Origin of the sequence: Streptomyces sp. H27-D2, from assembly GCF_035828615.1 — a bacterium.
GTDB lineage: Bacteria > Actinomycetota > Actinomycetes > Streptomycetales > Streptomycetaceae > Streptomyces.
Genome location: NZ_JAYMZR010000102.1, coordinates 1 through 24,911 on the forward strand (window position 1 = coordinate 1; position 24,911 = coordinate 24,911).

A 24,911-nucleotide genomic window follows, 5' to 3' on the forward strand; every position below is an offset into this window, starting at 1 on the left:
CGGTGGGCTCGTCGGCGAAGAGCACCGAGGGCGCGGTGACCAGCGCGCGGGCGATGGCCACGCGCTGGCGCTGGGACTGGTTGAGCGCGCCGGGGCGCTTGCGCCGGCAGTCGCCGATGTCGAGGCGGTCCAGCCACTCGCCGGCGGACTGCTTCGAGACGCGGTGGCCGCTGCCGCGCAGCAGCAGCGGGAGCGCCACGTTCTCCCAGACCGTCAGTTCGGGCACGAGCTGCGGCTCGGTGTCGATCCAGCCGAAGCGGTCGCGGCGCAGCCGTTCGCGGTCGCGCGGGGTGAGGGTGTGCACGGGGGCGCTGTTGAACCAGATCTCGCCCTCCTGGGGCGGGAGCTGGCCGGACAGGCACTTGAGGAGCGTTGTCTTGCCGGAGCCCCGTGGGCCGGTGACGGCGAGGATCTCGCCTTCGCGGACACCGAGGGAAACACCGGTGAGGGCGGGCGTGCCGTTGTGCGCGTAGTGCAGGGCACGGGCCCGGAGCACGTCGTTGTCAGGCGGGACCACCATCTGAGCACCTCTGCTTAGCTGCGTCCGTTCGTTCCCCCGACCGGGTGAACGACCCTGATGGGTATGGGTCACTAGCACCGTAAGGACTGCCTGGACGGGTCGGCGGAGAGGCGCGACGCGAACAACGGCCCAGGTTCACCCGCATGGCGTATGCGGGTGAACCTGGGCCGTCAAATGTTTGCGCGGTGGTGCTTATTTCAGAGCTTAGTCCACGCTTCGGTCAGGACCGTGCGAAGAATCTGCTCGATCTCGTCGAAGGTCTCCTGGGTGGAGATCAGCGGCGGCGAGATCTGGATGACCGGGTCACCGCGGTCGTCGGCGCGGCAGTAGAGGCCGTTTTCGAACAGCGCCTTGGAGACGAAGCCGTAGAGGAGGCGCTCGCACTCCTCGTCGTTGAAGGTCTCCTTGGTCGCCTTGTCCTTGACCAGCTCGATGCCGTAGAAGAAGCCGTTGCCGCGGACGTCGCCGACGATCGGCAGGTCGTGCAGCTTCTGCAGCGTCTTGAGGAAGGAGCTCTCGGTGTCCAGCACGTGCTGGTTGAGGCCCTCGCGCTCGAAGATGTCGATGTTGGCCAGCGCCACCGCGGAGGACACCGGGTGGCCGCCGAAGGTGTAGCCGTGCAGGAAGGTGTTGTCGCCCTTGAAGAACGGCTCGGCGATACGGTCGGAGATGACCGCCGCGCCGATCGGGGAGTAGCCCGAGGTCATGCCCTTGGCGCAGGTGATGATGTCCGGGATGTAGTCGAACTTGTCGCACGCGAACATCGTGCCGAGGCGGCCGAAGGCGCAGATGACCTCGTCCGAGACGAGCAGCACGTTGTACTGGTCGCAGATCTCGCGGACCCGCTGGAAGTACCCGGGGGGCGGCGGGAAGCAGCCGCCGGCGTTCTGCACCGGCTCCAGGAAGACGGCGGCGACGGTCTCCGGGCCCTCGAAGAGGATCTCCTGCTCGATCTGGTCGGCGCACCAGCGGCCGTAGGCCACCGGGTCGTCGCCGTGGATCGGCGCGCGGTAGATGTTGGTGTTGACGACCTTGTGGGCGCCAGGCACCAGCGGCTCGAAGGGGGCCTTGAGGGCCGGCAGGCCGGTGATGGACAGCGCGCCCTGCGTGGTGCCGTGGTAGGCGACGGCGCGGGATATCACCTTGTACTTGGTGGGCTCGCCGGTGAGCTTGAAGTACTGCTTGGCGAGCTTCCAGGCGGTCTCGACGGCCTCGCCGCCGCCGGTGGTGAAGAAGACCTTGTTGAGGTCACCCGGGGCGTAGTCGGCGAGGCGCTCGGCCAGCTCGACTGCCTTGGGGTGGGCGTACGACCAGATCGGGAAGAACGCGAGTTCCTTGGCCTGCTTGGCGGCGGCCTCGGCGAGCTCGGCGCGGCCGTGCCCGGCCTGCACGACGAAGAGGCCGGAGAGCCCGTCGAGGTAGCGCTTGCCCTTGTCGTCGTAGATGTAGGTGCCCTCGCCGCGCACGATGGTCGGCACGGGGGCGTTCTCATACGACGACATGCGGGTGAAGTGCATCCACAGGTGGTCGTACGCCGTTTTGGATGTGCTCTTCGCAGAAGCGGCGTCGGCGCTCATAGCTATCTCGTTCCCCAGGTGTAGGTCTGCTTCCGGAGCTTGAGGTAGACGAAGCTCTCGGTGGAGCGCACGCCGGGCAGCGTGCGGATCCGTTTGTTGATCATTTCCAGCAGGTGGTCGTCGTCCTCGCAGACGATCTCCACGAGGATGTCGAACGAGCCCGCGGTCATGACCACGTACTCGACTTCCTCCATGCCGGTCAGCGCGTCGGCGACCGGGTCCAGATCTCCCTCGACGTTGAGGCCGACCATCGCTTGCCGCCGGAATCCGACCGTGAGGGGGTCGGTGACGGCGACGATCTGCATCACGCCTTGGTCGAGCAGTTTCTGTACGCGCTGCCGGACGGCCGCCTCGGACAGGCCGACGGCCTTGCCGATCGCGGCGTACGGACGGCGCCCGTCCTCCTGGAGTTGTTCGATGATTGCCAGGGAGACGGAGTCGATCGACGGACTGCCGTGCTTGTCGCGATTGGCCACGTCCATCACTGTGCACGAGGACTCGTCTGTCCCGCAACTCCAAAGGGATGAAATTCGTTGTCTAGGTGCCATTATTTTGCTGATTCCGTTGTTCTTGGGTTGTAGGTATGTCGAAAACCTCTCCGGGGAGACTAGGGTGAGAGTCTCATCCATCGGACATCTGACAGGAGGGGTGGCACGTGACTACCGAGTCGGGACGGCTGCGCAAGCTCCGTAACTACATCGCCGGGGAATTCCGGGACGCCGCGGACGGACGCACCACGGAGGTGGTCAATCCCGCCACCGGCGAGGCATACGCCACCGCGCCGTTGTCCGGAGCAGCGGACGTCGACGCCGCGATGGCCGCCGCCGAGGCCGCGTTTCCGGCCTGGCGCGATCTCATCCCGGCCGAGCGGCAGAAAGTGCTCCTCAAGATCGCCGACGCCTTCGAGGCGCGGGCGGAGGAGCTGATCACCGCCGAGTCCGAGAACTGCGGCAAGCCCCTCGCCCTGGTGCGGTCCGAGGAGGTCCCGCCCATGGTCGACCAGATCCGCTTCTTCGCGGGCGCCGCGCGGATGCTGGAAGGCCGGTCGGCCGGCGAGTACATGGACGGCTTCACCTCGATCATCCGGCGCGAGCCGGTCGGGGTCTGCGCGCAGGTCGCGCCGTGGAACTACCCGATGATGATGGCCGTGTGGAAGTTCGCCCCGGCGCTCGCCGCGGGCAACACCGTCGTCATCAAGCCCTCGGACACCACCCCGGCGTCCACCGTGCTCATCGCCGAGATCATCGGCGACGTGCTGGCGGAACTGGGCCACTCCAGGAGCGTCTTCAACGTCATCTGCGGCGACCGCGAGAGCGGCCGCCTGATGGTCGAGCACCCGACCCCGGCGATGGCCTCCATCACCGGTTCGGTCCGGGCCGGCATGCAGGTCGCCGAGAGCGCCTCCAAGGACCTCAAGCGGGTCCACCTGGAGCTGGGCGGCAAGGCGCCGGTCGTCGTCTTCAACGACACCGACATCGCCAAGGCCGTCGCGGACATCGCGGTCGCGGGCTACTTCAACGCGGGCCAGGACTGTACGGCCGCGACCCGCGTACTCGTCCAGGAGTCGATCCACGACGAGTTCGTGACCGCGCTCGCCAAGGCCGCCGCCGACACCAAGACCGGCGCGGCGGACGACGAGGACGTGCTCTACGGGCCGCTCAACAACGCCAACCAGCTCAAGCAGGTCGCCGGCTTCATCGAGCGGCTCCCCGCGCACGCCAAGATCGAGGCGGGCGGCCACCGGGTCGGTGAGCGCGGCTACTTCTTCGCGGCCACCGTCGTCTCCGGCCTCAAGCAGGACGACGAGATCATCCAGAACGAGGTCTTCGGCCCGGTCATCACCGTCCAGTCCTTCACGGACGAGGAACAGGCCGTCGAGTGGGCGAACGACGTCGAGTTCGCCCTCGCCTCCTCGGTGTGGACCAAGGACCACGGCCGCGCGATGCGGATGTCCAAGCGGCTCGACTTCGGCTGCGTGTGGATCAACACCCACATCCCGCTGGTCGCGGAGATGCCACACGGCGGCTTCAAGAAGTCCGGCTACGGCAAGGACCTCTCGGGGTACGGCTTCGAGGACTACACGCGCATCAAGCACGTGATGACGTCCCTGGACAGCTGAACCGCCCACCCGGGCGCCGGCGAGAGGCCGGTGGACGGGCGCACGCAGCACGGCCCCGGACGCTTCCCGCGTCCGGGGCCGCGCTGCGTGATGTGGCACACACTGTGTCGTGAGCCGCCGCCGCACACCGGTCAGTCTGTCTATTGCCGCCGTTCGCACACTGCGTGAAGGTGTGGGCCATGGCTGATCTCTCCTTGTCGCGTCGCTCACTGATCCGCGGAATCGGGATGGCCGGGGTGGGCGGGGCGCTCACGGCGGCGACCGGCTGCGGGGTGCCGCCCGCCTACGTGGCGGCCGACGACCGCGCCGGACGGGACCGCTCCGCGAAGGACCGGAACGTCGTATTCGCCAACTGGCCGCTCTACATCGACGTCGACGACCACGACCGGCAACTGCGCCCGACGCTGGCCGCCTTCGAGAAGCGCAGCGGAATCTCCGTCGACTACACCGAGGAGATCAACGACAACGACGAGTTCTTCGGCAAGATCAGCCCCGCGCTGATGAACCACCAGTCGACCGGCCGCGACCTGATCGTCACCAGCGACTGGATGTGCGCCCGCTTCGTCCGGCTCGGCTGGGTGCAGAAGATGGACCGCGCGCGGCAGCCCAACGTCGAGAAGTACCTCGACCCGCTGCTGCGCCGACCGGGCTTCGACCCCGGCCGGCTGCACACCGTGCCCTGGCAGTCCGGCATCACCGGCATCGCGTACAACCGCAAGAAGCTCGGCCGCGAGATCCGGCACACCTCCGAGCTGTGGCAGGACGACCTGCGCGGCAAGGTGACCCTGCTGGCCGGGCTCGACGAGGCGTTCGCGCTGCTCATGCAGGGCAACGGGACGGACATCACCCGCTGGAACGCCGACGACTTCCACCGGATGACGGACCAGGTGCGGCGGCTGGTGCGCGACAAGCACATCCGCCGCTTCACCGGCAACGACTACATCAAGGACCTCTCCAGCGGCGACGTCCTCGCCTGCCAGGCGTACTCCGGCGACGTCATCCAACTCCAGGCCGACAACCCGGACATCGAGTTCGTGGTGCCGCAGGAGGGGGCCGAGCTGTGGGCGGAGAGCCTGATGATCCCCAACCTCGCCGCCCACAAGCGGAACGCGGAGCGGCTCATCGACTACTACTACCAGCCGGAGGTCGCGGCGGCGCTGGCCGCGTGGGTCAACTACGTCTGCCCGGTGCCGGCCGCCCGCGACGTCCTCGCCTCGTCGAAGGACAAGGAGACGGCGGCGCTCGCCGAGGACCCGTTGATCTTCCCGGACGACTCGATGCGCGAGCGGCTCGTCATCGCGCGCGACATCACTTCGCAGGAGCGGGTGGAGTTCGCGAAGGAGTGGAACTCGATCGTCGGGCTGTGACGGCTCCCGGGCTGAGGGCGGGGGCTGAGGGCGGGGGCGCGGGGGGCCTCCCCCGCGCCCCCGGCTCCTGCCCTCGCGCCCCCGGCCCGACTCCCACCGGCCGGGCCGCGCCCGTCACCCGGCGTGCAGCCGGCGCAGGGTGTCGATCCGGTTGGTGGTGATCGAGTCCACTCCCATCCGGAGCAGCCTGGTCATCGTGCGCCGGGTGTCGGGCGTCCAGGCCGCCATCAGCATGCCCTCGTCGTGGGTGCGCCGGACGAGGTCCTCGGTGATCAGTCCGAAGCGGTAGTTGAGCCACTGGGGCCGGACCCGGGCCAGCAGCGCGGGCCGGGGCGGCGCGGCGCGGTCCCAGGAGAGGGCGATCTCGGCGTCGGGGTCGGCGGCCCGTACGGCGAGCATCGCGGTCCCGCCGCCGCAGTAGTAGACGCGGTCGGCGGCCCCGCGGGCGCGCACCTCGGCGACGACGGCCGGCACCGCCGCCGGATCGGGGAAGTCGATGAGCAGGCGGGCGGCCGGGAAGGCCGCGGCCTCCGCCAGCGCTTCGCTCAGGGTGGGGACGCCGCCGTCGGTCAGCCCGCGCAGCTCGTCGGCCGTGACGGCGGCGAGCGGCCGGTCGTGGTCCCACAGCCGCTTGAGGGTCCGGTCGTGGAGCAGCACCGGGACGCCGTCGCGGGTGAGCCGGGCGTCGGTCTCCACCGCGCCCGCGCCCGCCCGCAGCGCCGAGAGCAGCGACGGCAGGGTGTTCTCGCGGTACTTGTACGGGTCGCCGCGGTGGCCGACGGCCACCGCCTCGCCGCGCGCCATCAGCCGGTCCAGGAGGCGGTGTAGGCGTCGATCTCGGCGCTGAGCAGCGCCTTGCCCGAGCGGTCGAGGAAGGATGCCTCCACCGCGTTCTTGGCGAGGTTCGCGACCCCCGCCCGGTCGAGGCCCAGGAGCCGGGCGGCCACCGCGTACTCGGTGTTGAGGTCGGTGCCGAACATCGGCGGGTCGTCGCTGTTGATCGTGACCAGCACGCCGGCCGCGACCATCTCCTTGAGCGGGTGTTCGTCCAGCGTGCGCACCGCGCGCGTCGCGATGTTGGAGGTCGGGCAGATCTCCAACGGGATGCGGTGCTCGGCGAGATGGGCGAGCAGCCGCGGGTCCTGGACGCTGCTGGTGCCGTGGCCGATGCGCTCGGCGCGCAGATGGGTCAGCGCGTCCCAGACGGTCTGCGGCCCGGTGGTCTCGCCGGCGTGCGGCACGCTGTGCAGTCCGGCGGCGATGGCGCGGTCGAAGTACGGCTTGAACTGCGGCCGGGGAACGCCGACCTCGGGACCGCCGAGGCCGAACGAGACGAGTCCGTCGGGCCGCAGTTCGGTGGCGATCCGGGCCGTCTCCTCGGCCGACTCCAGACCGGCCTCGCCGGGGATGTCGAAGCACCAGCGGAGGATGACGCCGAACTCGGCCTCGGCCGCCCGGCGGGCGTCCTCGATGGCCTCGACGAACGCGAGGTCGGGGATGCCGCGCCTGGTCGAGCTGTACGGGGTGACGGTCAACTCGGCGTAGCGGATGTTCTGCCGGGCCATGTCCCGGGCGACCTCGTAGGTCAGCAGCCGCACGTCCTCGGCGTTCCGGATGAGGTCCACGACGGACAGGTAGACCTGGACGAAGTGCGCGAAGCCGGTGAAGGTGAAGTAGTCGGCGACGGCCTCGGGGTCGGTGGGGACCGGCGAGTCGGGGTGCCGGGCGGCCAGCTCCGCGACGATGCGCGGAGACGCGGAGCCGACGTGGTGCACATGCAGCTCGGCTTTGGGAAGCCCTGCGATGAAGGGGTGCAGCTCTGACATCGGGACCTCCGGGAACGGGTGCGCGAAGCGCGGTACGGGGTGGCTGGTCCGGGCGTCGGCGCGGCGGACGGCTGGGTGCGGGACGGCTCGGGGCGGGTCCGGGACGGACGGGCTTCGATCATCGTAATTGCGGGTCGTCCCCGTTCGGGGGCAGGCCGTAGCATTGCGGGACGACCACAGGGAGAGTCATGTCCGACAAGCCCGAGCAGCCGGGATCACCTGAGCGATCCGAGCCGCGCGATCCATGGGCTCCGCCGGAGCGGCGCGTCCCGCTGACCAAGCCGCCGACGGCCGGCGATCCCCGGGACAGCGGTCCTGCGGCGCCCCGGCAGCCGGTGGCCGACCAGCCGACGGTCACCTCGATGCCGTCCGCCGGGGGCCCCGGTCCGGTGCCGCCGCCTCCGCCCGCCCCGACCGGGCCGGGCACGCCGAGCGCCTACCCGTCGGCTCAGCCGGGCGGCTACGGCTCACCGCCCTACGCCGACCCGTACGGCACGACCGGCTACGGCAACGCTCCCTACGGCGGCGCTCCGGGCTACGGCGGCGACCCGTACGGCGCGCCCGGTTACGGCGGCGCTCCCGGCTATCCCCAGTACCCCGGCGCGGGCTACGGCCAGGGCTGGCAGGCCGCCGGGCCGAGCAACGGCTTCGGCATAGCCGCGCTCGTCCTCGGCATCGTCGGTACGGTCCTCGCGGTCACCGTCGTGTTCGGCGTCATTCCCGGCATCCTCGCGATCATCTTCGGCGCGCTCGGCCGGGCACGGGCCAGCCGCGGCGAGGCGACCAACGGCGGCCAGGCACTGGCCGGGCTCATCCTCGGGGCGGTCGCGGTCGTCGGCAGCGCGCTGATGATCGTCGTCGTGGTGGTGGCCGAGGACGACGACTCCGACCCGTACGACTCCGGCCCCTACGACAACGCGGTCGTGCTCGTCACGCCGTCGGGCCCCGCGCCGGTCCTGGCGTCGGGCCCCGCGGCGATCCGGAATCAGCCCGGTATCCCCGTCTCGCCGTCGGCCCCGGGGCCGTTCACGAGTCGCTGACGCGCCTCCGTCAGCGCGAAGCCCAGCAGGTTCGAGCCGAGCCACCGGGCCGGGTCCTGGGCCCGCTCGTCGTCCGCGGCGAGCCCGATGCCCCACAGCCGGTCCGGCGGGTGGGCCTCGGCCGGCACCCGGGTGCCGGTGCCGAGCAAATAGCCGCGCAGGCCCGGGTGGAGAGCGAACTCAGCCACACTGCCCGCGACCACGATCTCGTACCGCCTCCGCCGCCACTGGGCCTCAGGCAGCCGGCGCCCACGCTGCCGTCCCGCCGCGGCTGATGCCCCCGGAAATAGAGGTACGTGAAGCGCCGCTCCCGCGCGGTCGGATGCGAGCAACTCCTTGACGGACTGCGGCCCTTGTGGCTGGGGGCCAGCTGCGGCGTGGCTGCCGTTCGCTGTCATGCGCCGATTCTCGCAGGGGCCACTGACATTGATACTCGTAGCGGGTTCCGGTGGTCGTGGCTCTGCCACTGACTGACAGCGGCAGCGCCTCCGGCGTACGTACCGACTGGGTCACCGACGGGGAACTCGACTGCCCCGGGTGAATCTTGGCCATAGCATTACCAGGCTATTTCCTTGGAGGGGAGACAACTCATGTCCAACTACAACAATCCTGGTCAGCCTGGCGGCTATGACCCGAATGCCTACGGAGCCGCTCCGCAGCAGCCGCCGCAGCCCCCGCAGCCGCCGCCGCAGCCCCCGCAGCAGCCCGGCTACGGCTACCCGGTCGCGAGCAACTACCCGACCGCTCCGCCGGTCCAGCCCTACGGCTATCCGGGGCAGGGCGGCTACGGCATGCCCCGCAACGGCATGGGCACCGCGGGTCTGGTCTGCGGCATCATCGGCCTGGTCTGCGGCATCATCGCCGTCTTCTGGTTCTTCGCGCTCATTCTCGGCGTGCTGGCCATCATCTTCGGCGGCGTTGGCCGCGGCCGGGTGAAGAGGGGCGAGGCGACCAACAGCAGCCCCGCGACCGCGGGCATCGTGCTGGGTGTCCTGTCGCTTGCGTTCCCGCTCCTCTGGTTCGCCGTCTTCGCGAGCGTTCTGGGCATAGGCATGGGCATGTGACCGACCGCTGAGACGGACCGTCGGCACCGCCCCGCACTGACCGAATCCGTTGCGAAACCAAAAAGCAACAACGGAATCCCTTGTTGAAGGGGTATCCCTCTGCCAGGATCGGCCTTCGATCCGGGTTGGAGCTACGCCTACCCGCATAGCGCTGCGGATCGGCGGAGGAGTGCGTAATGGAGCAACAGTTCGATGTGATGGGGCGGTTCGCCGGCGGCGCGCAGTACATCGCGGGCGAGCTCAAGCAGGGCGGTTCGGGGACGACCCACGCGGTCGTCGATCCGGCGACCGGCGACGAGGTGTACTCCTACGAGCTGGCCGGCACCGCCGACGTGGACGCGGCCGTCTCCGCCGCCGCGGCGGCCTTCCCCGGCTGGTCGGGAGCCACCCCGGGCGAGCGCTCGGACGCGATGCACCGCTTCGCAGCCGTGCTCACCGACCAGGCCGAGGACTTCGCGTACGCCGAGTCGCTCCAGTGCGGCAAGCCCATCAAGCTGTCCCGCGAGTTCGACGTGCCGGGCTCGATCGACAACGTCGCGTTCTTCGCGGGCGCCGCCCGCCATCTGGAGGGCAAGGCGGCCGGTGAGTACACCGGCGACCACACCTCGTACACCCGGCGCGAGCCGATCGGCGTCGTCGGCTCCATCGCGCCCTGGAACTACCCGCTCCAGATGGCCGCCTGGAAGGTGCTGCCGGCCATCGCGGCGGGCAACACCATCGTGCTGAAGCCCGCCGAGCTGACCCCGCTGACCTCGCTGATGTTCGCGCAGGCCGCGACCGCGGCGGGCATCCCGGACGGCGTCGTCAACATCGTCACCGGCGCGGGCAGGGAAGCCGGCGAGCACCTCGTCGGCCACCCCTCGGTCGCCATGACCTCCTTCACCGGCTCGACCGAGGTCGGCAAGCGCGTCGCCGAGATCGCCACCCGCAGCGTCAAGCGGCTGCACCTGGAGCTCGGCGGCAAGGCCCCCTTCCTGGTCTTCGACGACGCCGACCTGGAAGCGGCCGTGCACGGCGCGGTCGCCGGCTCGCTGATCAACACCGGCCAGGACTGCACCGCGGCCACTCGCGCGTACGTCCAGCGCCCGCTGTTCGACGCCTTCGTGGCCGGCGTCGCGGACCTGATGGCGACGGTCCGGCTCGGCGACCCCTTCGACCCCGCGACCGACCTCGGCCCGCTCATCTCGCACACCCAGCGCGACCGGGTCGCGGGTTTCGTCGACCGGGCCCGCGGCTACGGCGCCCGGATCCACACCGGCGGCGAAGCGCCCGGCGGCGAGCTGGCCAAGGGCGCGTACTACCGGCCCACCCTGATCACCGGCGCGGCGCAGGACAGCGAGATCGTGCAGCGTGAGATCTTCGGCCCTGTGCTGGTCGTGCTGCCCTTCGACAGCGACGACGAGGGCATCGCGCTCGCCAACGACACACCGTTCGGCCTCGCCGCCTCCGCCTGGAGCCGCGACGTCTACCGCACCGGCCGCGCCACCCGCGAGATCCAGGCCGGCTGTGTGTGGATCAACGACCACATCCCGATCCTCAGCGAGATGCCGCACGGCGGTTACAAGGCGTCCGGCTTCGGCAAGGACATGTCGACGTACTCCTTCGACGAGTACACGCAGGTCAAGCACGTGATGTACGACAACACGGCGGTAGCCCGCAAGGACTGGCACCGCACCGTCTTCGGGGACCGCTGACCAACGCGGGCTGACCACGGCTGACACAGGACCCCCGGCTGACCACCGGGTCACCCTCGCGAAAGGGCGTAGCTCATGGAGCACCACGAGCCCGAAAGTCTCTCCCCTCCACAATCGGCCGCCATTCGGCGCAGCGCGGCCAACGGCCGGATGGCGCTCAGCCGCCGCTCGCTGCTGCGCGCGAGCAGCGCCGGGGCGCTCGCCATCGGCGGGGCGGGCGCGCTGAGCGCCTGCGGAATCCCGCCCGCGGGCCGGAAGACCGGGTCGGAAACCAGCGACGACCACTCGGACGAGGAGAAGCGGCTCAGCTTCTCCAACTGGGCCGAGTACATCGACGTCACCGACGACAGCAAGCACCGGCCGTCGCTGGAGGAGTTCCAGCGCCGCACCGGCATCAAGGTCAAGTACACCGAGGACATCAACGACAACGTCGAGTTCTTCGGGAAGATCAAGCCGCAGCTGGCCGCGGGCCAGGACAGCGGACGTGACCTGATCTGCGTCACCGACTGGCTGGCCGGCCGGATGATCCGGCTCGGCTGGACACAGCAGCTGGACCAGGCCAACCTGCCGCACGCGTACGCCAACCTGTCGGCCCAGTTCCGCGAGCCGGACTGGGACCCGGGGCGCGCCCACTCGTACACCTGGACCGGCATCCCGGCCGTCATCGCGTACAACGAGAAGGCGACCGGCGGACGCAAGGTCACCTCCATCTCGCAGCTGCTCGACGACCCCAAGCTCAAGGGCCGGGTCGGGATGCTCTCCGAGATGCGCGACACCGTCGGGCTGACCCTGCTCGACCTGGGCAAACGGCCCGAGGACTGCACGAGCGACGACTTCGACGCGGCCATCGCCCGGCTGCAGAAGGGCGTCGACCGCAAGCAGATCCGCCGCTTCACCGGCAACGACTACGTCGACGACCTGAGCAAGGGCGACATCGCGGCCTGCGTCGCCTGGGCGGGCGACCTCATCCAGCTCCAGAAGGACAACCCGGCCATCAAGTTCGTCATCCCGGACACCGGCTACATGACGTCCACCGACAACCTGCTGGTCCCGGTCAAGTCGCGGCACAAGAAGAACGCCGAGCGGCTCATCGACTTCTTCTACGAGCCCAAGAACGCGGCGCGGCTGGCCGCCTACATCAACTACGTGTGCCCGGTCGACGGCGTCCGCGCCGAGCTCGCGAAGATCGACAAGGATCTCGCCGCCAATCCGCTGATCCTCCCGGACAAGGAAATGGCCGCGAAGTCGCACAACTTCCGGCTGCTCTCGGCCAGGGAAGAGTCGGCGTTCGAGGAGAAGTTCGCCAAGCTCATCGGCGCCTGAGCGCTCCGAGCCCGACCGCCCCCCTTTTCGACCACCACCACACCTGGGACTGGCACCCATGACAGAGAGCTCCGGCGGCGATGTCCGCCTCACAGGGATCAGCAAGAAGTACGGCTCCTTCAACGCCGTCCACCCGCTCGATCTGACCGTGCCCGCAGGCTCCTTCTTCGCCCTCCTCGGCGCGTCCGGCTGCGGCAAGACCACCACGCTGCGCATGATCGCCGGACTGGAGGAACCCACCGCCGGCACCGTACGGCTCGCCGGCGAGGACATCACCGCGCTGCCGCCCTACAAGCGCCCGGTGAACACCGTCTTCCAGAACTACGCGCTCTTCCCGCACCTCGACATCTACGAGAACGTCGCCTTCGGCCTGCGCCGGCGGGGCGTCAAGTCGGTGAAGAAGCAGGTCGGCGACATGCTCGACCTCGTACAGCTCGGCGACTTCGCCCGCCGCAAGCCGCAGCAGCTCTCCGGCGGCCAGCAGCAGCGCGTCGCCGTCGCCCGCGCGCTGATCAACCACCCGCGGGTGCTGCTCCTCGACGAGCCGCTGGGCGCCCTCGACCTGAAGCTGCGCCGTCAGATGCAGCTTGAACTCAAGCGCATCCAGACCGAGGTCGGCATCACCTTCGTGCACGTCACGCACGACCAGGAGGAGGCCATGACCATGGCCGACACGGTCGCGGTGATGAACGGCGGCCGGGTCGAACAGCTCGGCGCGCCCGCCGACCTCTACGAGAACCCGGTCTCCACCTTCGTCGCCAACTTCCTCGGCACCTCCAACCTCATCGAGGCCGAGGTGGTCGGATCGAGCGGGGACGACCTCCAGCTGAAGTCCGGCGACTTCAAGATCACGATGCCCGCCGCACGATGTTCGGCCCCGGCCGGCACCGGCGACAAGGTGCTCGCGGGCGTCCGCCCCGAGAAGATCTCCCTGGTGGCCGCGGCGGACGAGGGGACCATCCCGGCCGGACGCAACCGGATCACCGGGCGGATCAAGGACGCGAGCTTCATCGGCGTCTCCACCCAGTTCGTCATCGGCAGCCCCGTCTGCCCCGAACTCGCCGTCTACCAGCAGAACATCGAACGGGACGGACGGCTGGTCCCCGGCGCCGACGTCGTCCTGCACTGGAACCCCGCGCACACCTTCGGGCTCGACGCCGCGCAGGACATCGACGCCGGGACCGAGACCCCCGAGGACAGCGCGTGAGTGCCACAGGCGCGCCCCCCGCGCCCGCCCCCGCGCCGGAGCCCGGCGAGCACACCGACAGCGCCGACAACGCCGAGCGCGCCCCCCGCACGACCGCCGTCCGCAAACGGCTCGTCCCCTACTGGCTGCTGCTCCCCGGCATCCTCTGGCTGGTCGTCTTCTTCGCGGCGCCGCTCGTCTACCAGGCGTCGACCTCGATCCAGACCGGCTCCCTCGAAGAGGGCTTCAAGGTCACCTGGCACTTCGCCACCTACTGGGACGCGCTGACCGAGTACTACCCGCAGTTCCTGCGCTCGGTGCTGTTCGCCGGCACGGCCACCGTGCTGTGCCTGCTGCTCGGCTACCCGCTCGCCTACTTCATCGCCTTCAAGGCGGGCCGCTGGCGCAACCTCGTGATGATCCTGGTCATCGCGCCGTTCTTCACCAGCTTCCTGATCCGCACCCTCGCCTGGAAGACGATCCTCGCCGACGGCGGCGCGGTGGTCGGCGCGCTCAACACGCTGCACATCCTCGACGTGACGAGCTGGCTCGGGGTCACCGAGGGCGAACGGGTGCTGGCCACCCCGCTCGCGGTGATCTGCGGCCTGACGTACAACTTCCTGCCCTTCATGGTGCTGCCGCTCTACAGCTCGCTGGAGCGCATCGACCCCCGGCTGCACGAAGCGGCCGGCGACCTCTACGCCCGGCCCTTCACCACCTTCCGCAAGGTGACCTTCCGGCTGTCGATGCCGGGCGTCGTCGCGGGCACGCTGCTCACCTTCATCCCGGCGACCGGCGACTACATCAACGCCGAACTCCTCGGCTCCACCGACCAGAAGATGATCGGCAACGTCATCCAGTCGCAGTTCCTGCGGGTGCTCGACTACCCGACGGCCGCCGCGCTGTCCTTCATCCTCATGGCGGCCATCCTCACGATGGTCAGCATCTACATCCGCAAGGCCGGGACGGAGGAACTCGTCTGATGCGCTGGCTGCGACGCAACCTGGTGGTGATCGGGGGCCTGCTCACGCTCGCCTATCTGATCCTGCCCAATGTCATCGTGATGGTCTTCTCCTTCAACAAGCCCAACGGCCGCTTCAACTACGCCTGGCAGCGGTTCTCCACCGACGCCTGGACCGACCCGTGCGGCGTCGCCGACCTGTGCGGATCGCTCTCGCTCAGCCTGCAGATCGCCGTCTGGGCCACCGTCGGCTCGACCGTGCTCGGCACGATGATCGCTTTCGCCATCGCCCGCTACCGCTTCCGCGCCCGCGGCTCCGTCAACACCCTGATCTTCCTGCCGATGGCCATGCCCGAGGTGGTCATGGCCGCCTCACTCGCCACCCTCTTCCTCAACATGGGCGCGAACTTCGGCTTCTGGACCATCCTCATCGCGCACATCATGTTCTGCCTGAGCTTCGTCGTCACGGCGGTCAAGGCACGCGTGATGAGCATGGACCCGCGGCTGGAACAGGCCGCCCAGGACCTCTACGCGGGCCCGGTGCAGACCTTCCTGCGGATCACGCTGCCGATCGCCGCGCCCGGCATCGCCGCCGGCGCGCTGCTCTCGTTCGCGCTGTCCTTCGACGACTTCATCATCACCAACTTCAACGCCGGGTCGACCGTCACCTTCCCCATGTTCGTCTGGGGATCGGCTCAGCGCGGCACTCCTGTACAGATCAATGTCATCGGAACGGCCATGTTCGTGATCGCCGTACTGTGCGTGCTCGTCGGCCAGCTGGCCGGCAGCCGCCGCAAAAGGAGCTGAGAATCATGGCCCCAGCAGCCATGAACCCCGCCCGTGCGCTCGCCGAAGCGCAGCCGACCGCCTACTGGCTCGACGACCCCGACCGGCCGCGTGCGCTGCCCGCGCTCGTCGGCGACGAGCACTGCGACCTGCTCGTCGTCGGCGGCGGCTACTCCGGCCTGTGGACCGCGCTGCTCGCCAAGGAACGTGACCCGAGCCGCGACGTCGTCCTCGTCGAGGGCAAGGAAGTCGGCTGGGCCGCCTCCGGGCGCAACGGCGGCTTCTGCGCCGCCTCGCTCACCCACGGCTTCGCCAACGGCCTCGCCCGCTGGCCCGAGGAACTGCGGGAACTGGAGGAGCTGGGCAATCGCAACCTCGACGGCATCGAGGCGGCGGTCGAGCGCTACGCCATCGACTGTGCCTTCGAGCGCACCGGCGAGATCGACGTCGCCACCGAGCCGCACCAGGTCGAGGAGTTGCGCGAAGCCTCCGAGGAGGCCGCGAAGCTCGGCTTCGACATGCCCTTCCTGGACGCCGACGAAGTGCGCGCCGAGGTCGACTCGCCGACCTTCCTGGCCGGACTCTGGGACCCCGCCGGCGTCGCCATGCTCAACCCCGCCCGGCTGGCCTGGGGCCTCAAGCGCGCGTGCCTGGAGCTAGGCGTGCGGATCTACGAGCACACCCCCGCGCACGACCTCACGCCCCGGGGCGCGGGAATGGCCGCGCGCACCCCCTACGGCCGGGTCTTCGCCCGCCATGTCGCGCTCGGCACCAACGCCTTCCCCTCGCTGCTGCGCCGGGTCCGGCCGTTCATCGTGCCGGTCTACGACTACGCGCTGATGACCGAGCCGCTGACGGCGGAACAGCTCGACTCGATCGGCTGGAAGAAGCGGCAGGGGCTCAGCGACAGCGCCAACCACTTCCACTACTTCCGGCTCACCGCCGACAACCGCATCCTGTGGGGCGGCTACGACGTCGTCTACCACTTCGGCAGCCGGATCACCCATGAGTACGACCAGCGCCCGGAGACGTACACCAAGCTCGCCGAGCACTTCTTCCGCTGCTTCCCGCAGCTCGCGGGGCTGCGCTTCAGCCACACCTGGGGCGGGGTGATCGACACCTGCTCCCGCTTCTCGCCGTTCTTCGGCACCGCGCACGGCGGCCGGGTCTCGTACGCCGTCGGCTACACCGGGCTCGGCGTCGGGGCGACCCGGTTCGGCGCGGACGTGATGCTCGACCTGCTGAGCGGGGAGCGCACCGAGCGGACCGCGTCCAAGATGGTGCGCAGCAAGCCGCTGCCGTTCCCGCCCGAGCCGGTCCGCTGGGCGGGCATCGGGATCACCCAGTGGTCGCTGGCCCGCTCGGCCGCCCTGGGCGTCCGGCGCAATCTGTGGCTCAAGGGGATGGACAAGATCGGGCTGGGCTTCGACAGCTGACGCCCCGCCGCCGGGGCCCCGCCGCTCACGCCCCCGCCGCTCACGCCCCGACCGCCAGGGCCGGTCACGCCCCCGTGGCACGCCCGCGTGCGACCGGTGGACGCCCGGTGACCCGTGCCGTCGAAAACTCCCGCGCGAAGCCGCGTAAGGATGACGCTCGACTCCGCTCTCCCTCAGGACACCCCGGCCCGAACGGGCCGAGTCGGAGAGAGGATCGGACATGGGCGGCACGGGGGCGAAGAGCGCGGTGGAGTGGCTGGCATCGGTGGCGCCGGATCCCGGGGCCTGCCGGTGGGAGTGGGAGCGCAACCCCCTCGGGGTGACCCTGCTGCCCGCCGGCCGGCTCTGGGACGTACTCATCCTGACCGGCGAGTTGGGCTATCCGACCCTCGATGTGCTCACCCGGTGCATCGACCGGCCGGGGCCGGTGCTCGCCGACTTCGGCGACGCCCGGATGGGCTTCTTCGTACCGCCGGGCACCGTGTCCCGCTGGATCGGAACCGGCGTACGGGGCGCGGGGCGCGGCACCTGGATCGTCGTCCCCTACCCCGGCCGCGCGACGGGCGGCGCCCGCTGGCTCGTACCGCCGGACGGCTCGGGCACGCTCACCGACCCGGCGATCCTGGAACTGGCGATGCACGAGGCGGTGAGTCAGATCTCCCGCGACTCGGGCGCCGGGGACTGAGGGGGCGCGGGGGGATGAGTCGCCGGGGGTTCCGAGTCCGACGACGGGGTCTCGGCCGACCGGGCCTCCGACGGCCGGGGCTCCGACGGCCGGGGCTCCGACGGCCGGGGCTCCGACGGCCGGGGCTCCGGCGACCGGTCCGCCGGTACGGGCGCGCCGGCAGCCGAAGCCGCCGCGGCCACCGCGCACAGCAGCACGCCGGAAAGACACCAACTGCCCAGCACATCGAGCGGCCAGTGGTAGCGACAGCGGACCAGGGACGCGCCCACGGTGAGATTCAGCAGCGCGACGACGGTCACCGCGGCGACGCGGCTCAGGGCCGGCGCGCGGCGCGTCGTGAGGCGGCCGGGGCCGTGGGTGAGCAGGAGAACGGCCGCCCCGTAGGCGAGCGCGGCCGTCGCGGTGTGCCCGGACGGGAAGTAGCCGACGTAGTCGCCCAGTTGGCGTCCGACCGGACCGGGCCGGGCGATCCAGACCTTGAGCGGTACGACGAGCGCGGGCAGCACGGCCATCGCGAGGCCGGCCGCCGAGGGCGGCAGCCACCAGCGCCGCAGGCCCGCGCGGTGCCCGCGCAGCGCCGCCAGTGCCATCGAGACGGCCAGGACGGGCAGCGCCACCATGGTGTTGCCCAGATCCGAGAAGAACTCCGCGATCGGGATCGGGAGTGGGAGTCCGTGCCGGGCCATGGCCCGGCCGAGGCGCTCGTCCGCCGCGCGCAGCGGGCCGTCGGCCAGCACCTGCCACGTCAGCGCCCCGAACAGGGCCGCGCAGAACAGGGCGTACAACAGGGCCGGGAAGCGGCGGAAGACAGTCGGACGCCCCGGAGCAGGGGGGGTAGCTCCGGGGCGTCCGTGGAAACCGGGCAACCGCGCGCCCCGGGGGGTGTGGGGCGGGCGGCCATCCGATCGGTGAGAAGATCCGGAGCCAGAGGCTCCAGTGATGTGCGCGAGGGCACGACCGGGTCGAAGCTGGGGAAGCGCCGACTCGGCATCGCCCGCAGTCCCCTGCGAGCGAAGTGTTTCTCTCATCTGCAGAAACCGTACGTCAGCCGGGGCGGGCCCGAAAGCCGGAACGCCTGTCCGCCATCGGCCCCGCACATCTTCTTCACCGCACACATCCATTACCGGGCGGTAGTAGCCCGCAAGCCGTGGACCCGGGGCCGCGAATCGGGTCGGATCGACGGAAACCGAGGGGCGCGCAGGCGTGCGGCGGAGCGCCCAGGGGTGCGGGGGAGCGCAGCGGGGTGCGGAGGCGGGCGCGCGGCCCGGCTCCGCACCCCGTCCGGTCAGAGACCGGCCAGCGCCGTCTCGATGATGTCGAGGCCCTCGTTCAGCAGGTCCTCGCCGATGACCAGCGGCGGCAGGAAGCGCAGCACATTGCCGTACGTGCCGCAGGTGAGGACCATCAGGCCCTCCTGGTGGCACGCCTTGGCGAGCGCCGCCGTCGCCTGCGGGTTCGGGTCCTTCGTACCGGACTTGACCAGCTCCACCGCGATCATCGCGCCGCGACCGCGGATGTCGCCGATGATGTCGTGCTGCGCGGCCATCTTGGCCAGCCGGGCCTTCATGATCTCCTCAATGCGCCGCGCCTTGGCGTTGAGGTCCAGCTCGCGCATCGTCTCGATCGAGCCGAGCGCCGCGGCGCACGCGACCGGGTTGCCGCCGTAGGTGCCGCCGAGGCCACCGCTGTGCGGGGCGTCCATGATGTCGGCGCGGCCGGTGACGGCGGCGAGCGGCAGGCCGCCCGCGATGCCCTTGGCGGTGGTGATCAGGTCCGGGACGACACCCTCGTCGTCACACGCGAACCACTGGCCGGTACGGCAGAAGCCGGTCTGGATCTCGTCCGCGACGAAGACGATCCCGTTGTCCTTGGCGAACTGCGCGATGGCCGGCAGGAAGCCCTTGGCCGGCTCGATGAAGCCGCCCTCGCCGAGGATCGGCTCGATGATGATCGCGGCGACGTTCTCCGCGCCGATCTGCTTGCTGATCATGTCGATCGCCTGGGCCGAGGCTTCGGCGGCGCAGTTCTCCGGGCCGGTCGGCCAGCGGTAGGAGTACGCCACCGGCACCCGGTAGATCTCGGGCGCGAACGGCCCGAAGCCGTTCTTGTACGGCATGTTCTTGGCGGTGAGCGCCATCGTGAGGTTCGTCCGGCCGTGGTAGCCGTGGTCGAAGACGACGACGGCCTGCCGCTTGGTGTAGGCGCGGGCGATCTTGACCGCGTTCTCCACCGCCTCCGCACCGGAGTTGAAGAGCGCGGACTTCTTGGCGTGGTCGCCAGGCGTGACCTTCGCCAGCTCCTCGCAGACCTCGACGTAGCCCTCATACGGCGTGACCATGAAACAGGTGTGGGTGAAAGCGGCGAGCTGCGCGCTCGCGCGGCGCACGACGGCCTCGGCGCTGTTGCCGACGGAGGCCACGGCGATGCCGGAGCCGAAGTCGATCAGCGAGTTGCCGTCCACGTCCTCCAGCACGCCACCGCCCGCGCGGGCGGTGAACACGGGCAGTACGGAACCGACGCCGCCCGCGACCGCGGCGAGCCTGCGCGCCTGCAGTTCCTGCGACTTCGGACCCGGGATCGCGGTGACGACGCGGCGCTCCTGGGGGAGGGCCGGGCCTCCGGACAGTTCGGTCATGGGGGGCTCCTGGGGGAAGTGAACGGGGGCTTTGTTCGCAGGCTAGGGGCGCGGGCCGCACTCCGGCATGTTCCGTTCGGGAGAAGTGCGCGTGTTGCGTTGTCCGCACCGGACATAGAGACGCTGTGCGACCACTAGATTGAGCGGCGGCGCACGGGCACACACGTTTGCTGGTCAGGGGGCAAGGGGCACCACATGGACACCGAGGGCACACGCGACTCACGCGACACGCGTTCCAACCCGGTCCCGAGGCCGGCGACGCCCGCCGGTCCACCGAAACCCACACCATCGAGCACACCGCCGAGCGCGCCCCCGGCGCACACCACCCCGTCGAGCGCCCCGCCGCGCCCGTCCGCGCCCCCGGACCGGCCGGCCGCCGACCCGTCGGCGCACACCGGCCACACCGAACCCCCCGCCGCCGCGCCCCGCTCCGGGGGCCGCGCCGCGGAGTCCTCGTTCGTCGGCTGGCTGCGCACCCCGCGCGCCGCCGCCGAGCCCGGCATCTGGAGGTACGGGCACCGGGTCAGGCCGCCCGAGGAGCCGGAACGCATCCCCGGCCGCCAACTGATCAGCGGCGGCCTCATCGCGCTGCTCATCGGCTGGCTGATCTGGTCGCTCGCCTGGAACGGATACCTCGGCGAGTACTGGCTGTGGCCGCTGTACTTGCTGACACCCGAGTCGTGGACCAAGGGCGACAGCAAGATGACGTTCGTCGTGGCCTGGTACATCTACGTCACTCTCTTCGCCCTCACTCTCGTCGTGATCTTCGCCCGGATCGGCCGCTGGGCCGAGATCTGGCGCCGGTACGCAGCCCCCCTGCTGCGCCGCGTCGGCGAGGCCACCACCACTGCGGCCCCGCCGCAGCCCTGCGAGGACCCCGCCGAGTGGCCCGAACTGCGCGTCGCGGGCGCGCCCGACGCCGCCGAGCGGCTCGCGGCCGACGCGCGGTCCGGCCTGATGAACGACGTCGACCGGGCCCGCATCGACCGCGCCTGGCAGTCGGTGCGCGCCCAGCCCGGCCGGCTCGCCGCCTTCACCGACACCGTGCTGCGCCAGGGCGCTGCCGCCTGCGGGCACCCCTCAGGGGCGCGTGACCTGCCGGTCCGCACCGCGCGGCACGACCTGCTCGCCCAGCAGGTCCGCATCGGCACCGCCGCCGACGACCTCCGCAACCCCTACCAGCACCGGGGCGCGGGTCTCGCCCTCGAACCCGCCCTGCTGGGCACCTCGTTGCTGGCCGTCGGGCCGCCCGGCTCGGGCAAGACGAACAACCTGGTGCGCCCGGTCGTCGAGTCGCTGTGCCTCCAGGCGCTCGCCGGACAGGTCGCGCTCGTCGCCGTCGGCGCGAGTGGCTCGCAGCTCGCGCCCGACAACGCCTTCGACGTGGTCGTCAAGATCGGCCGCCCCGACTCCACCCACGACTTCGACCTCTACGGCGGCACCACCGACCCCGACGAGGCGGCCGGCGTCCTCGCCGAGGCGCTGCTCGGCGACATGGCCGCGACCCTGCCCGGCGGGGACAGCCGCCGGGCGGCCACCGCGCTGGCCCAACTGCTCGGCCCGTACCGCGCCGCCCACGGCCGCTTCCCGTCCGTACCCGAACTGCGCGAGCTGCTCGACGGGTCGGCCACCGCCCTCGGCGCGCTCCGCGCCGAACTCGACGCGAGCGGCCAGCAGCCGCTGCTGCGCGAACTCGACGCGCGCGAGCGGCAGTCGCAGCGGGCCGGCGATGTGGCCGCGCTGCTCGCCGACCGCATCGCGCTGCTCGACCGGCCCTCCTTCGCCGGGTTCTTCGACACGGCGGGGCAGAGCCGGCAGTTCTCGCTGCGCGCCCTCGACCACCCGATCCGGGTCCGGATCGACCTGCCCGAGCGCGGCCACGCCGAGGCGTCCCGGATGCTCGCCCGGCTCGTCCTCGCGCAGTTCACCGAGTGTGCGGTGGCCCGCGGCGACCGTTCGCTGTTCGCCTGCCTCGTCCTCGACGACGCCTCGCACACCATCACCCCCGAGGCGCTGCGCGGCATCCAGCGGCTGCGCTCCGCCAACGCGGGCGCCCTGCTGACCCTGCGCGCCCTGGACGACGTGCCCGAGTCGCTGCGCAGCGCGCTGCTCGGCGCGGTCGGCTGCCGGATGGCCTTCGCCGGGCTGACGACCTGGGACGGGGCGCGGTTCGCCGAGGTGTGGGGCAAGGAGTGGGTCGAGACCCGCGACGTCACCAACCGGCAGATCATCTCGGACGAGCCGTTCACCAAGGTCATGCACTTCATCCGGAAGCTGGTCACCGGCCGGGCCGCGACGGCCGAGTCGGTGACCGTGCGCAAGGTGGAACGCGAGCGCTGGTCGGCCTCCGAGCTGGCGCATTCGGTGCCGACCGGCTGCGCGGTGCTCTCCGTCACCTCGGTACGCGGCGGCGGCACGCCGCCGGTCCTGGTCGACCTGCGGGGATGACGGAGCTCGGGAGCCGACAGGGCGGCCGACGGCGCTCGGGACGGGGCGGGCTCAGCCCTGGGGAGCGGTCACGACCCGCTTGACCGGGAGTCCGGTCAGCCGGGAGACGGCCTCGTAGTCGCGGTCGTCGTGCAGGACGATCAGCTCCTCGCGCTCGGCCGTGGCCGCGACCAGCAGGTCGACGGCCCCCGCCGAGCGGTGCTGTCCGGACTCGGTGAGCTGCTGCTGGAGCTGCTGGGCGCGTTCGAAGGCACGCTCGGGCATCGGCACCCAGGAGAACAACTCACGCAACAGCTCCTGTTTCTTCAAGCGGTCGGCCAACGACTGGGCCGAGTAGAGGAACTCCAGTTCCACCGCCGGGCAGACGGCGATGATTCCGGCGGTGAGCTGTTCGTTCCACTGCTCCCAGACGGGCTTCTGGAAGATGCGGAACAGGCCGGAGGTGTCGATGAGGAAGAGTGCGCTGCTCACGGACGGTAGGCCGCCTTGTTGCCGACGAACTCGTCGAAGTCGCCCCGGTCGGCCATCTCGACCAGCTCGGCCAGGGCGCGGGCGCGCTGTATGCGGCGAGTGGCTTCCCGCAGTGCGGTGTTGACCGTGTCCTTCTTCGTCTTCGTGCCGAAGACCTTCGCGGCCAGTTCAAGGGCCTCGTCGTCGATGTCCACCAGAAGCTTGGTCATGATCCACTCCTTAGGCTTGATGTACGCCGAGTATAGCCCGTATATCAACCACGTTGGGGGCGTTCTCCGCATTCCTCCGCTGAGGCACAATCGGTAGTGGCCGTTCATACGGGACGGCGCAATCGCTGCAACGCCGCATCGAAGGTGTCATGCCTCTCACGCTCGCCTCCCTCGTCCACCACTCCGCGCTGAAACTGACCGTGCTCGCGGGTGGGGACGGGCTGGAGACGCCCGTGCGCTGGGCCCACGTCAGCGAGCTGACCGACCCGGTGCCCTACATGGACGGCGGCGAGCTGCTGCTCGTCACCGCGATGAAGCTCGCCGCGGACGACCCCGAGGCGATGGGCCAGTACGTGCGGCGGCTGGTCGGCGCGGGCGTGGTCGGGCTCGGTTTCGCGGTCGGCGTCAACTACGAGGAAGTACCGGGGGCACTCGTCCAGGCGGCGAAGGCGGAGGGGCTGCCGCTGCTCGAAGTACCGCGTAAGACGCCTTTCCTCGCGATCAGCAAGGCGGTCTCGGCCGCCATCGCCGCCGACCAGTACCGCGCGGTGACCGCGGGCTTCGAGGCGCAGCGCGAGCTGACCCGGGCCGCGCTGAGCGCCGAGGGCCCGGTGGCGCTGCTGGCCCGGCTCGCGGTGCACCTCGACGGCTGGGCCGCGCTCTACGACGCCTCGGGCGCCGTGGTCGCGGCGGCCCCCGACTGGGCCGCACGGCGCGCCGCCCGGCTCACCGCCGACGTCGAGCGGCTGCGCGAGCGGCCCGCCCCGGCGAGCGTCGTGCTGGGCGCGCCGGACGCGAGCGACAGCGCCACCGACCGGGTCGAACTCCAGTCGCTGGGCACGGGCCGCCGCTCGCGCGGCGTCCTCGCGGTCGGCACCGGCGCGCCGCTGGGCACCGCCGAGCGCTACGCGATGCACTCCGCCGTCGCCCTGCTGACGCTGACCACCGAGCGCTCCCGCGCGCTCCAGGACGCGGAGCAGCGGCTCGGCGACGCGGTGCTGAAGATGCTGCTGGCGGGGGAGCCGGACCACGCTCGGGCGGTGGCCGGGCAGCTGTACGGCGGGCTGCTGGACGCCCCGTTCCGGATGCTGCTGGCCGAGGCGCCGGGCGGCGCGAAGCCGGGCGGCAAGGCGGTCGGCAGCGCGGGCGGCGCGGCGGGCAGGCGGGCCGCGCAGGCCGCCGCTGGATCGAGCGCGGCCGGATCGAGCGCCACCGGCGACGAGGCCGCGGGCCCCGCCGCCGGGGTCAAGCCGGCAGCGGGCGCGGACGGCGAGAAGGCGACGGCCGCGGCCGGGCCGACCGGCGTCGACACCCTCGCCGCGCTGGCCGAGACGCTGGAGGCCGCCGCCGCCCGTACCGGCGAGGTCGTGCTGGCCGTGCCGGACGCCGGGCGGCTCGTCGTGCTCGCCACCGACGGCGGGGCGGCGGTCGCGGCCTGCGCGCAGTACGCGGCGGCGCTGGAGGCCACCTTCGGGGCCGCCTCCCGGCCGCGCGGACGCTCCACGGCCGGCACCGACAACGGGCTGGCCATCGGGCTGTCCGCGCCGGCCGGTCCGATCGGCGC

The 24,911-nt window shown here is 71.0% G+C and carries 23 protein-coding genes; 13 read left to right on the forward strand and 10 right to left on the reverse strand.

Annotation, left to right across the window (positions count from 1 at the left end):
- The 3 genes from QMK28_RS28570 to QMK28_RS28580 form a co-directional block, all read right to left on the reverse strand.
- Window positions 1-520: ABC transporter ATP-binding protein (locus QMK28_RS28570; RefSeq protein ID WP_326442527.1), on the reverse strand; the 520-nt coding region annotated here is incomplete at its 3' end.
- Between the two features lie 197 nt (window positions 521-717).
- Window positions 718-2,097 carry an aspartate aminotransferase family protein gene (locus QMK28_RS28575; protein ID WP_326442528.1) on the reverse strand — a complete coding sequence of 460 codons (1,380 nt, stop codon included), beginning with the start codon at window positions 2,095-2,097 and terminating at the stop codon, window positions 718-720.
- Between the two features lie 2 nt (window positions 2,098-2,099).
- Entirely contained in the window at window positions 2,100-2,579 is a 480-nt protein-coding gene (locus tag QMK28_RS28580; protein ID WP_326442529.1) for an Lrp/AsnC family transcriptional regulator, read from the reverse strand.
- A gap of 173 nt (window positions 2,580-2,752) precedes the next feature.
- On the opposite strand from QMK28_RS28580, the gene QMK28_RS28585 reads away from it, so the two are divergent.
- Together QMK28_RS28585 and QMK28_RS28590 are read left to right on the forward strand one after the other, a co-directional pair.
- On the forward strand, window positions 2,753-4,216 hold the full coding sequence (locus QMK28_RS28585; RefSeq protein ID WP_326442530.1) for a gamma-aminobutyraldehyde dehydrogenase: 1,464 nt from the start codon (window positions 2,753-2,755) through the stop codon (window positions 4,214-4,216).
- A 179-nt stretch (window positions 4,217-4,395) separates the two neighbouring features.
- Window positions 4,396-5,583, forward strand: a complete 1,188-nt coding sequence (locus tag QMK28_RS28590; RefSeq protein WP_326442531.1) for a polyamine ABC transporter substrate-binding protein — start codon at window positions 4,396-4,398, stop codon at window positions 5,581-5,583.
- A 114-nt stretch (window positions 5,584-5,697) separates the two neighbouring features.
- Here the strand turns inward: QMK28_RS28590 and QMK28_RS28595 are convergent, their stop codons facing one another.
- Together QMK28_RS28595 and QMK28_RS28600 are read right to left on the reverse strand one after the other, a co-directional pair.
- Window positions 5,698-6,387 carry a glycerophosphodiester phosphodiesterase gene (locus tag QMK28_RS28595; protein ID WP_326442532.1) on the reverse strand — a complete coding sequence of 230 codons (690 nt, stop codon included), beginning with the start codon at window positions 6,385-6,387 and terminating at the stop codon, window positions 5,698-5,700.
- Window positions 6,387-7,409 (reverse strand): adenosine deaminase, encoded by a 1,023-nt coding sequence (locus tag QMK28_RS28600; RefSeq protein ID WP_326442534.1) that lies wholly within the window; start codon window positions 7,407-7,409, stop codon window positions 6,387-6,389. The genes QMK28_RS28595 and QMK28_RS28600 overlap by 1 nt, the downstream gene beginning before the upstream one ends.
- Window positions 7,410-7,597: 188 nt before the next feature.
- On the opposite strand from QMK28_RS28600, the gene QMK28_RS28605 reads away from it, so the two are divergent.
- Entirely contained in the window at window positions 7,598-8,449 is an 852-nt protein-coding gene (locus tag QMK28_RS28605) for a DUF4190 domain-containing protein (RefSeq protein ID WP_326442535.1), read from the forward strand.
- On the opposite strand, the gene QMK28_RS28610 is transcribed toward QMK28_RS28605, so the two are convergent.
- Window positions 8,395-8,847 carry an NADAR domain-containing protein gene (locus tag QMK28_RS28610; RefSeq protein ID WP_326442536.1) on the reverse strand — a complete coding sequence of 151 codons (453 nt, stop codon included), beginning with the start codon at window positions 8,845-8,847 and terminating at the stop codon, window positions 8,395-8,397. The genes QMK28_RS28605 and QMK28_RS28610 overlap by 55 nt on opposite strands.
- 192 nt (window positions 8,848-9,039) lie before the next feature.
- On the opposite strand from QMK28_RS28610, the gene QMK28_RS28615 reads away from it, so the two are divergent.
- The 8 genes from QMK28_RS28615 to QMK28_RS28650 all read left to right on the forward strand — a co-directional run bounded on the left by QMK28_RS28615 (window position 9,040) and on the right by QMK28_RS28650 (window position 17,584).
- Window positions 9,040-9,513, forward strand: a complete 474-nt coding sequence (locus QMK28_RS28615) for a DUF4190 domain-containing protein (protein ID WP_326442537.1) — start codon at window positions 9,040-9,042, stop codon at window positions 9,511-9,513.
- Window positions 9,514-9,689: 176 nt separating this feature from the next.
- Window positions 9,690-11,207 (forward strand): gamma-aminobutyraldehyde dehydrogenase, encoded by a 1,518-nt coding sequence (locus QMK28_RS28620; protein WP_326442538.1) that lies wholly within the window; start codon window positions 9,690-9,692, stop codon window positions 11,205-11,207.
- 75 nt (window positions 11,208-11,282) lie between these two features.
- Complete coding sequence (locus QMK28_RS28625) at window positions 11,283-12,530, forward strand: polyamine ABC transporter substrate-binding protein (RefSeq protein WP_326442539.1); 1,248 nt, start codon at window positions 11,283-11,285, stop codon at window positions 12,528-12,530.
- Between the two features lie 58 nt (window positions 12,531-12,588).
- A complete protein-coding gene (locus QMK28_RS28630) occupies window positions 12,589-13,737 on the forward strand; it encodes an ABC transporter ATP-binding protein (protein WP_326442540.1) in 1,149 nt (382 codons plus the stop codon).
- The gene (locus QMK28_RS28635; protein WP_326442541.1) at window positions 13,734-14,699 is read left to right on the forward strand and encodes an ABC transporter permease; all 966 of its coding nucleotides are present in this window, start codon (window positions 13,734-13,736) and stop codon (window positions 14,697-14,699) included. The genes QMK28_RS28630 and QMK28_RS28635 overlap by 4 nt, the downstream gene beginning before the upstream one ends.
- Window positions 14,699-15,484 (forward strand): ABC transporter permease, encoded by a 786-nt coding sequence (locus QMK28_RS28640; RefSeq protein ID WP_326442542.1) that lies wholly within the window; start codon window positions 14,699-14,701, stop codon window positions 15,482-15,484. The genes QMK28_RS28635 and QMK28_RS28640 overlap by 1 nt, the downstream gene beginning before the upstream one ends.
- Window positions 15,485-15,489: 5 nt before the next feature.
- Window positions 15,490-16,899 (forward strand): NAD(P)/FAD-dependent oxidoreductase, encoded by a 1,410-nt coding sequence (locus tag QMK28_RS28645; protein WP_326442543.1) that lies wholly within the window; start codon window positions 15,490-15,492, stop codon window positions 16,897-16,899.
- A 220-nt stretch (window positions 16,900-17,119) separates the two neighbouring features.
- The gene (locus QMK28_RS28650) at window positions 17,120-17,584 is read left to right on the forward strand and encodes a hypothetical protein (protein ID WP_326442544.1); all 465 of its coding nucleotides are present in this window, start codon (window positions 17,120-17,122) and stop codon (window positions 17,582-17,584) included.
- Here QMK28_RS28650 and QMK28_RS28655 read toward each other — a convergent pair.
- Together QMK28_RS28655 and gabT are read right to left on the reverse strand one after the other, a co-directional pair.
- On the reverse strand, window positions 17,551-18,369 hold the full coding sequence (locus QMK28_RS28655) for a phosphatase PAP2 family protein (RefSeq protein ID WP_326442545.1): 819 nt from the start codon (window positions 18,367-18,369) through the stop codon (window positions 17,551-17,553). The genes QMK28_RS28650 and QMK28_RS28655 overlap by 34 nt on opposite strands.
- A gap of 500 nt (window positions 18,370-18,869) precedes the next feature.
- The gene (gene gabT, locus QMK28_RS28660) at window positions 18,870-20,219 is read right to left on the reverse strand and encodes a 4-aminobutyrate--2-oxoglutarate transaminase (RefSeq protein WP_326442546.1); all 1,350 of its coding nucleotides are present in this window, start codon (window positions 20,217-20,219) and stop codon (window positions 18,870-18,872) included.
- Window positions 20,220-20,414: 195 nt separating this feature from the next.
- On the opposite strand from gabT, the gene QMK28_RS28665 reads away from it, so the two are divergent.
- Window positions 20,415-22,667, forward strand: a complete 2,253-nt coding sequence (locus QMK28_RS28665; protein ID WP_326442547.1) for an ATP-binding protein — start codon at window positions 20,415-20,417, stop codon at window positions 22,665-22,667.
- 51 nt (window positions 22,668-22,718) lie between these two features.
- Here the strand turns inward: QMK28_RS28665 and QMK28_RS28670 are convergent, their stop codons facing one another.
- Together QMK28_RS28670 and QMK28_RS28675 are read right to left on the reverse strand one after the other, a co-directional pair.
- Window positions 22,719-23,138: a PIN domain nuclease gene (locus QMK28_RS28670; protein ID WP_326442548.1), complete on the reverse strand. Its 420-nt coding sequence runs from the start codon at window positions 23,136-23,138 to the stop codon at window positions 22,719-22,721.
- Window positions 23,135-23,347, reverse strand: coding sequence for a type II toxin-antitoxin system VapB family antitoxin (locus QMK28_RS28675; RefSeq protein ID WP_326442549.1), 213 nt, complete (start codon window positions 23,345-23,347; stop codon window positions 23,135-23,137). The genes QMK28_RS28670 and QMK28_RS28675 overlap by 4 nt, the downstream gene beginning before the upstream one ends.
- A 149-nt stretch (window positions 23,348-23,496) precedes the next feature.
- Between QMK28_RS28675 and QMK28_RS28680 the strand changes: the two genes are divergently transcribed.
- A partial coding sequence (locus QMK28_RS28680) for a PucR family transcriptional regulator ligand-binding domain-containing protein (protein ID WP_326442550.1) occupies window positions 23,497-24,911 on the forward strand: 1,415 nt, incomplete at its 3' end.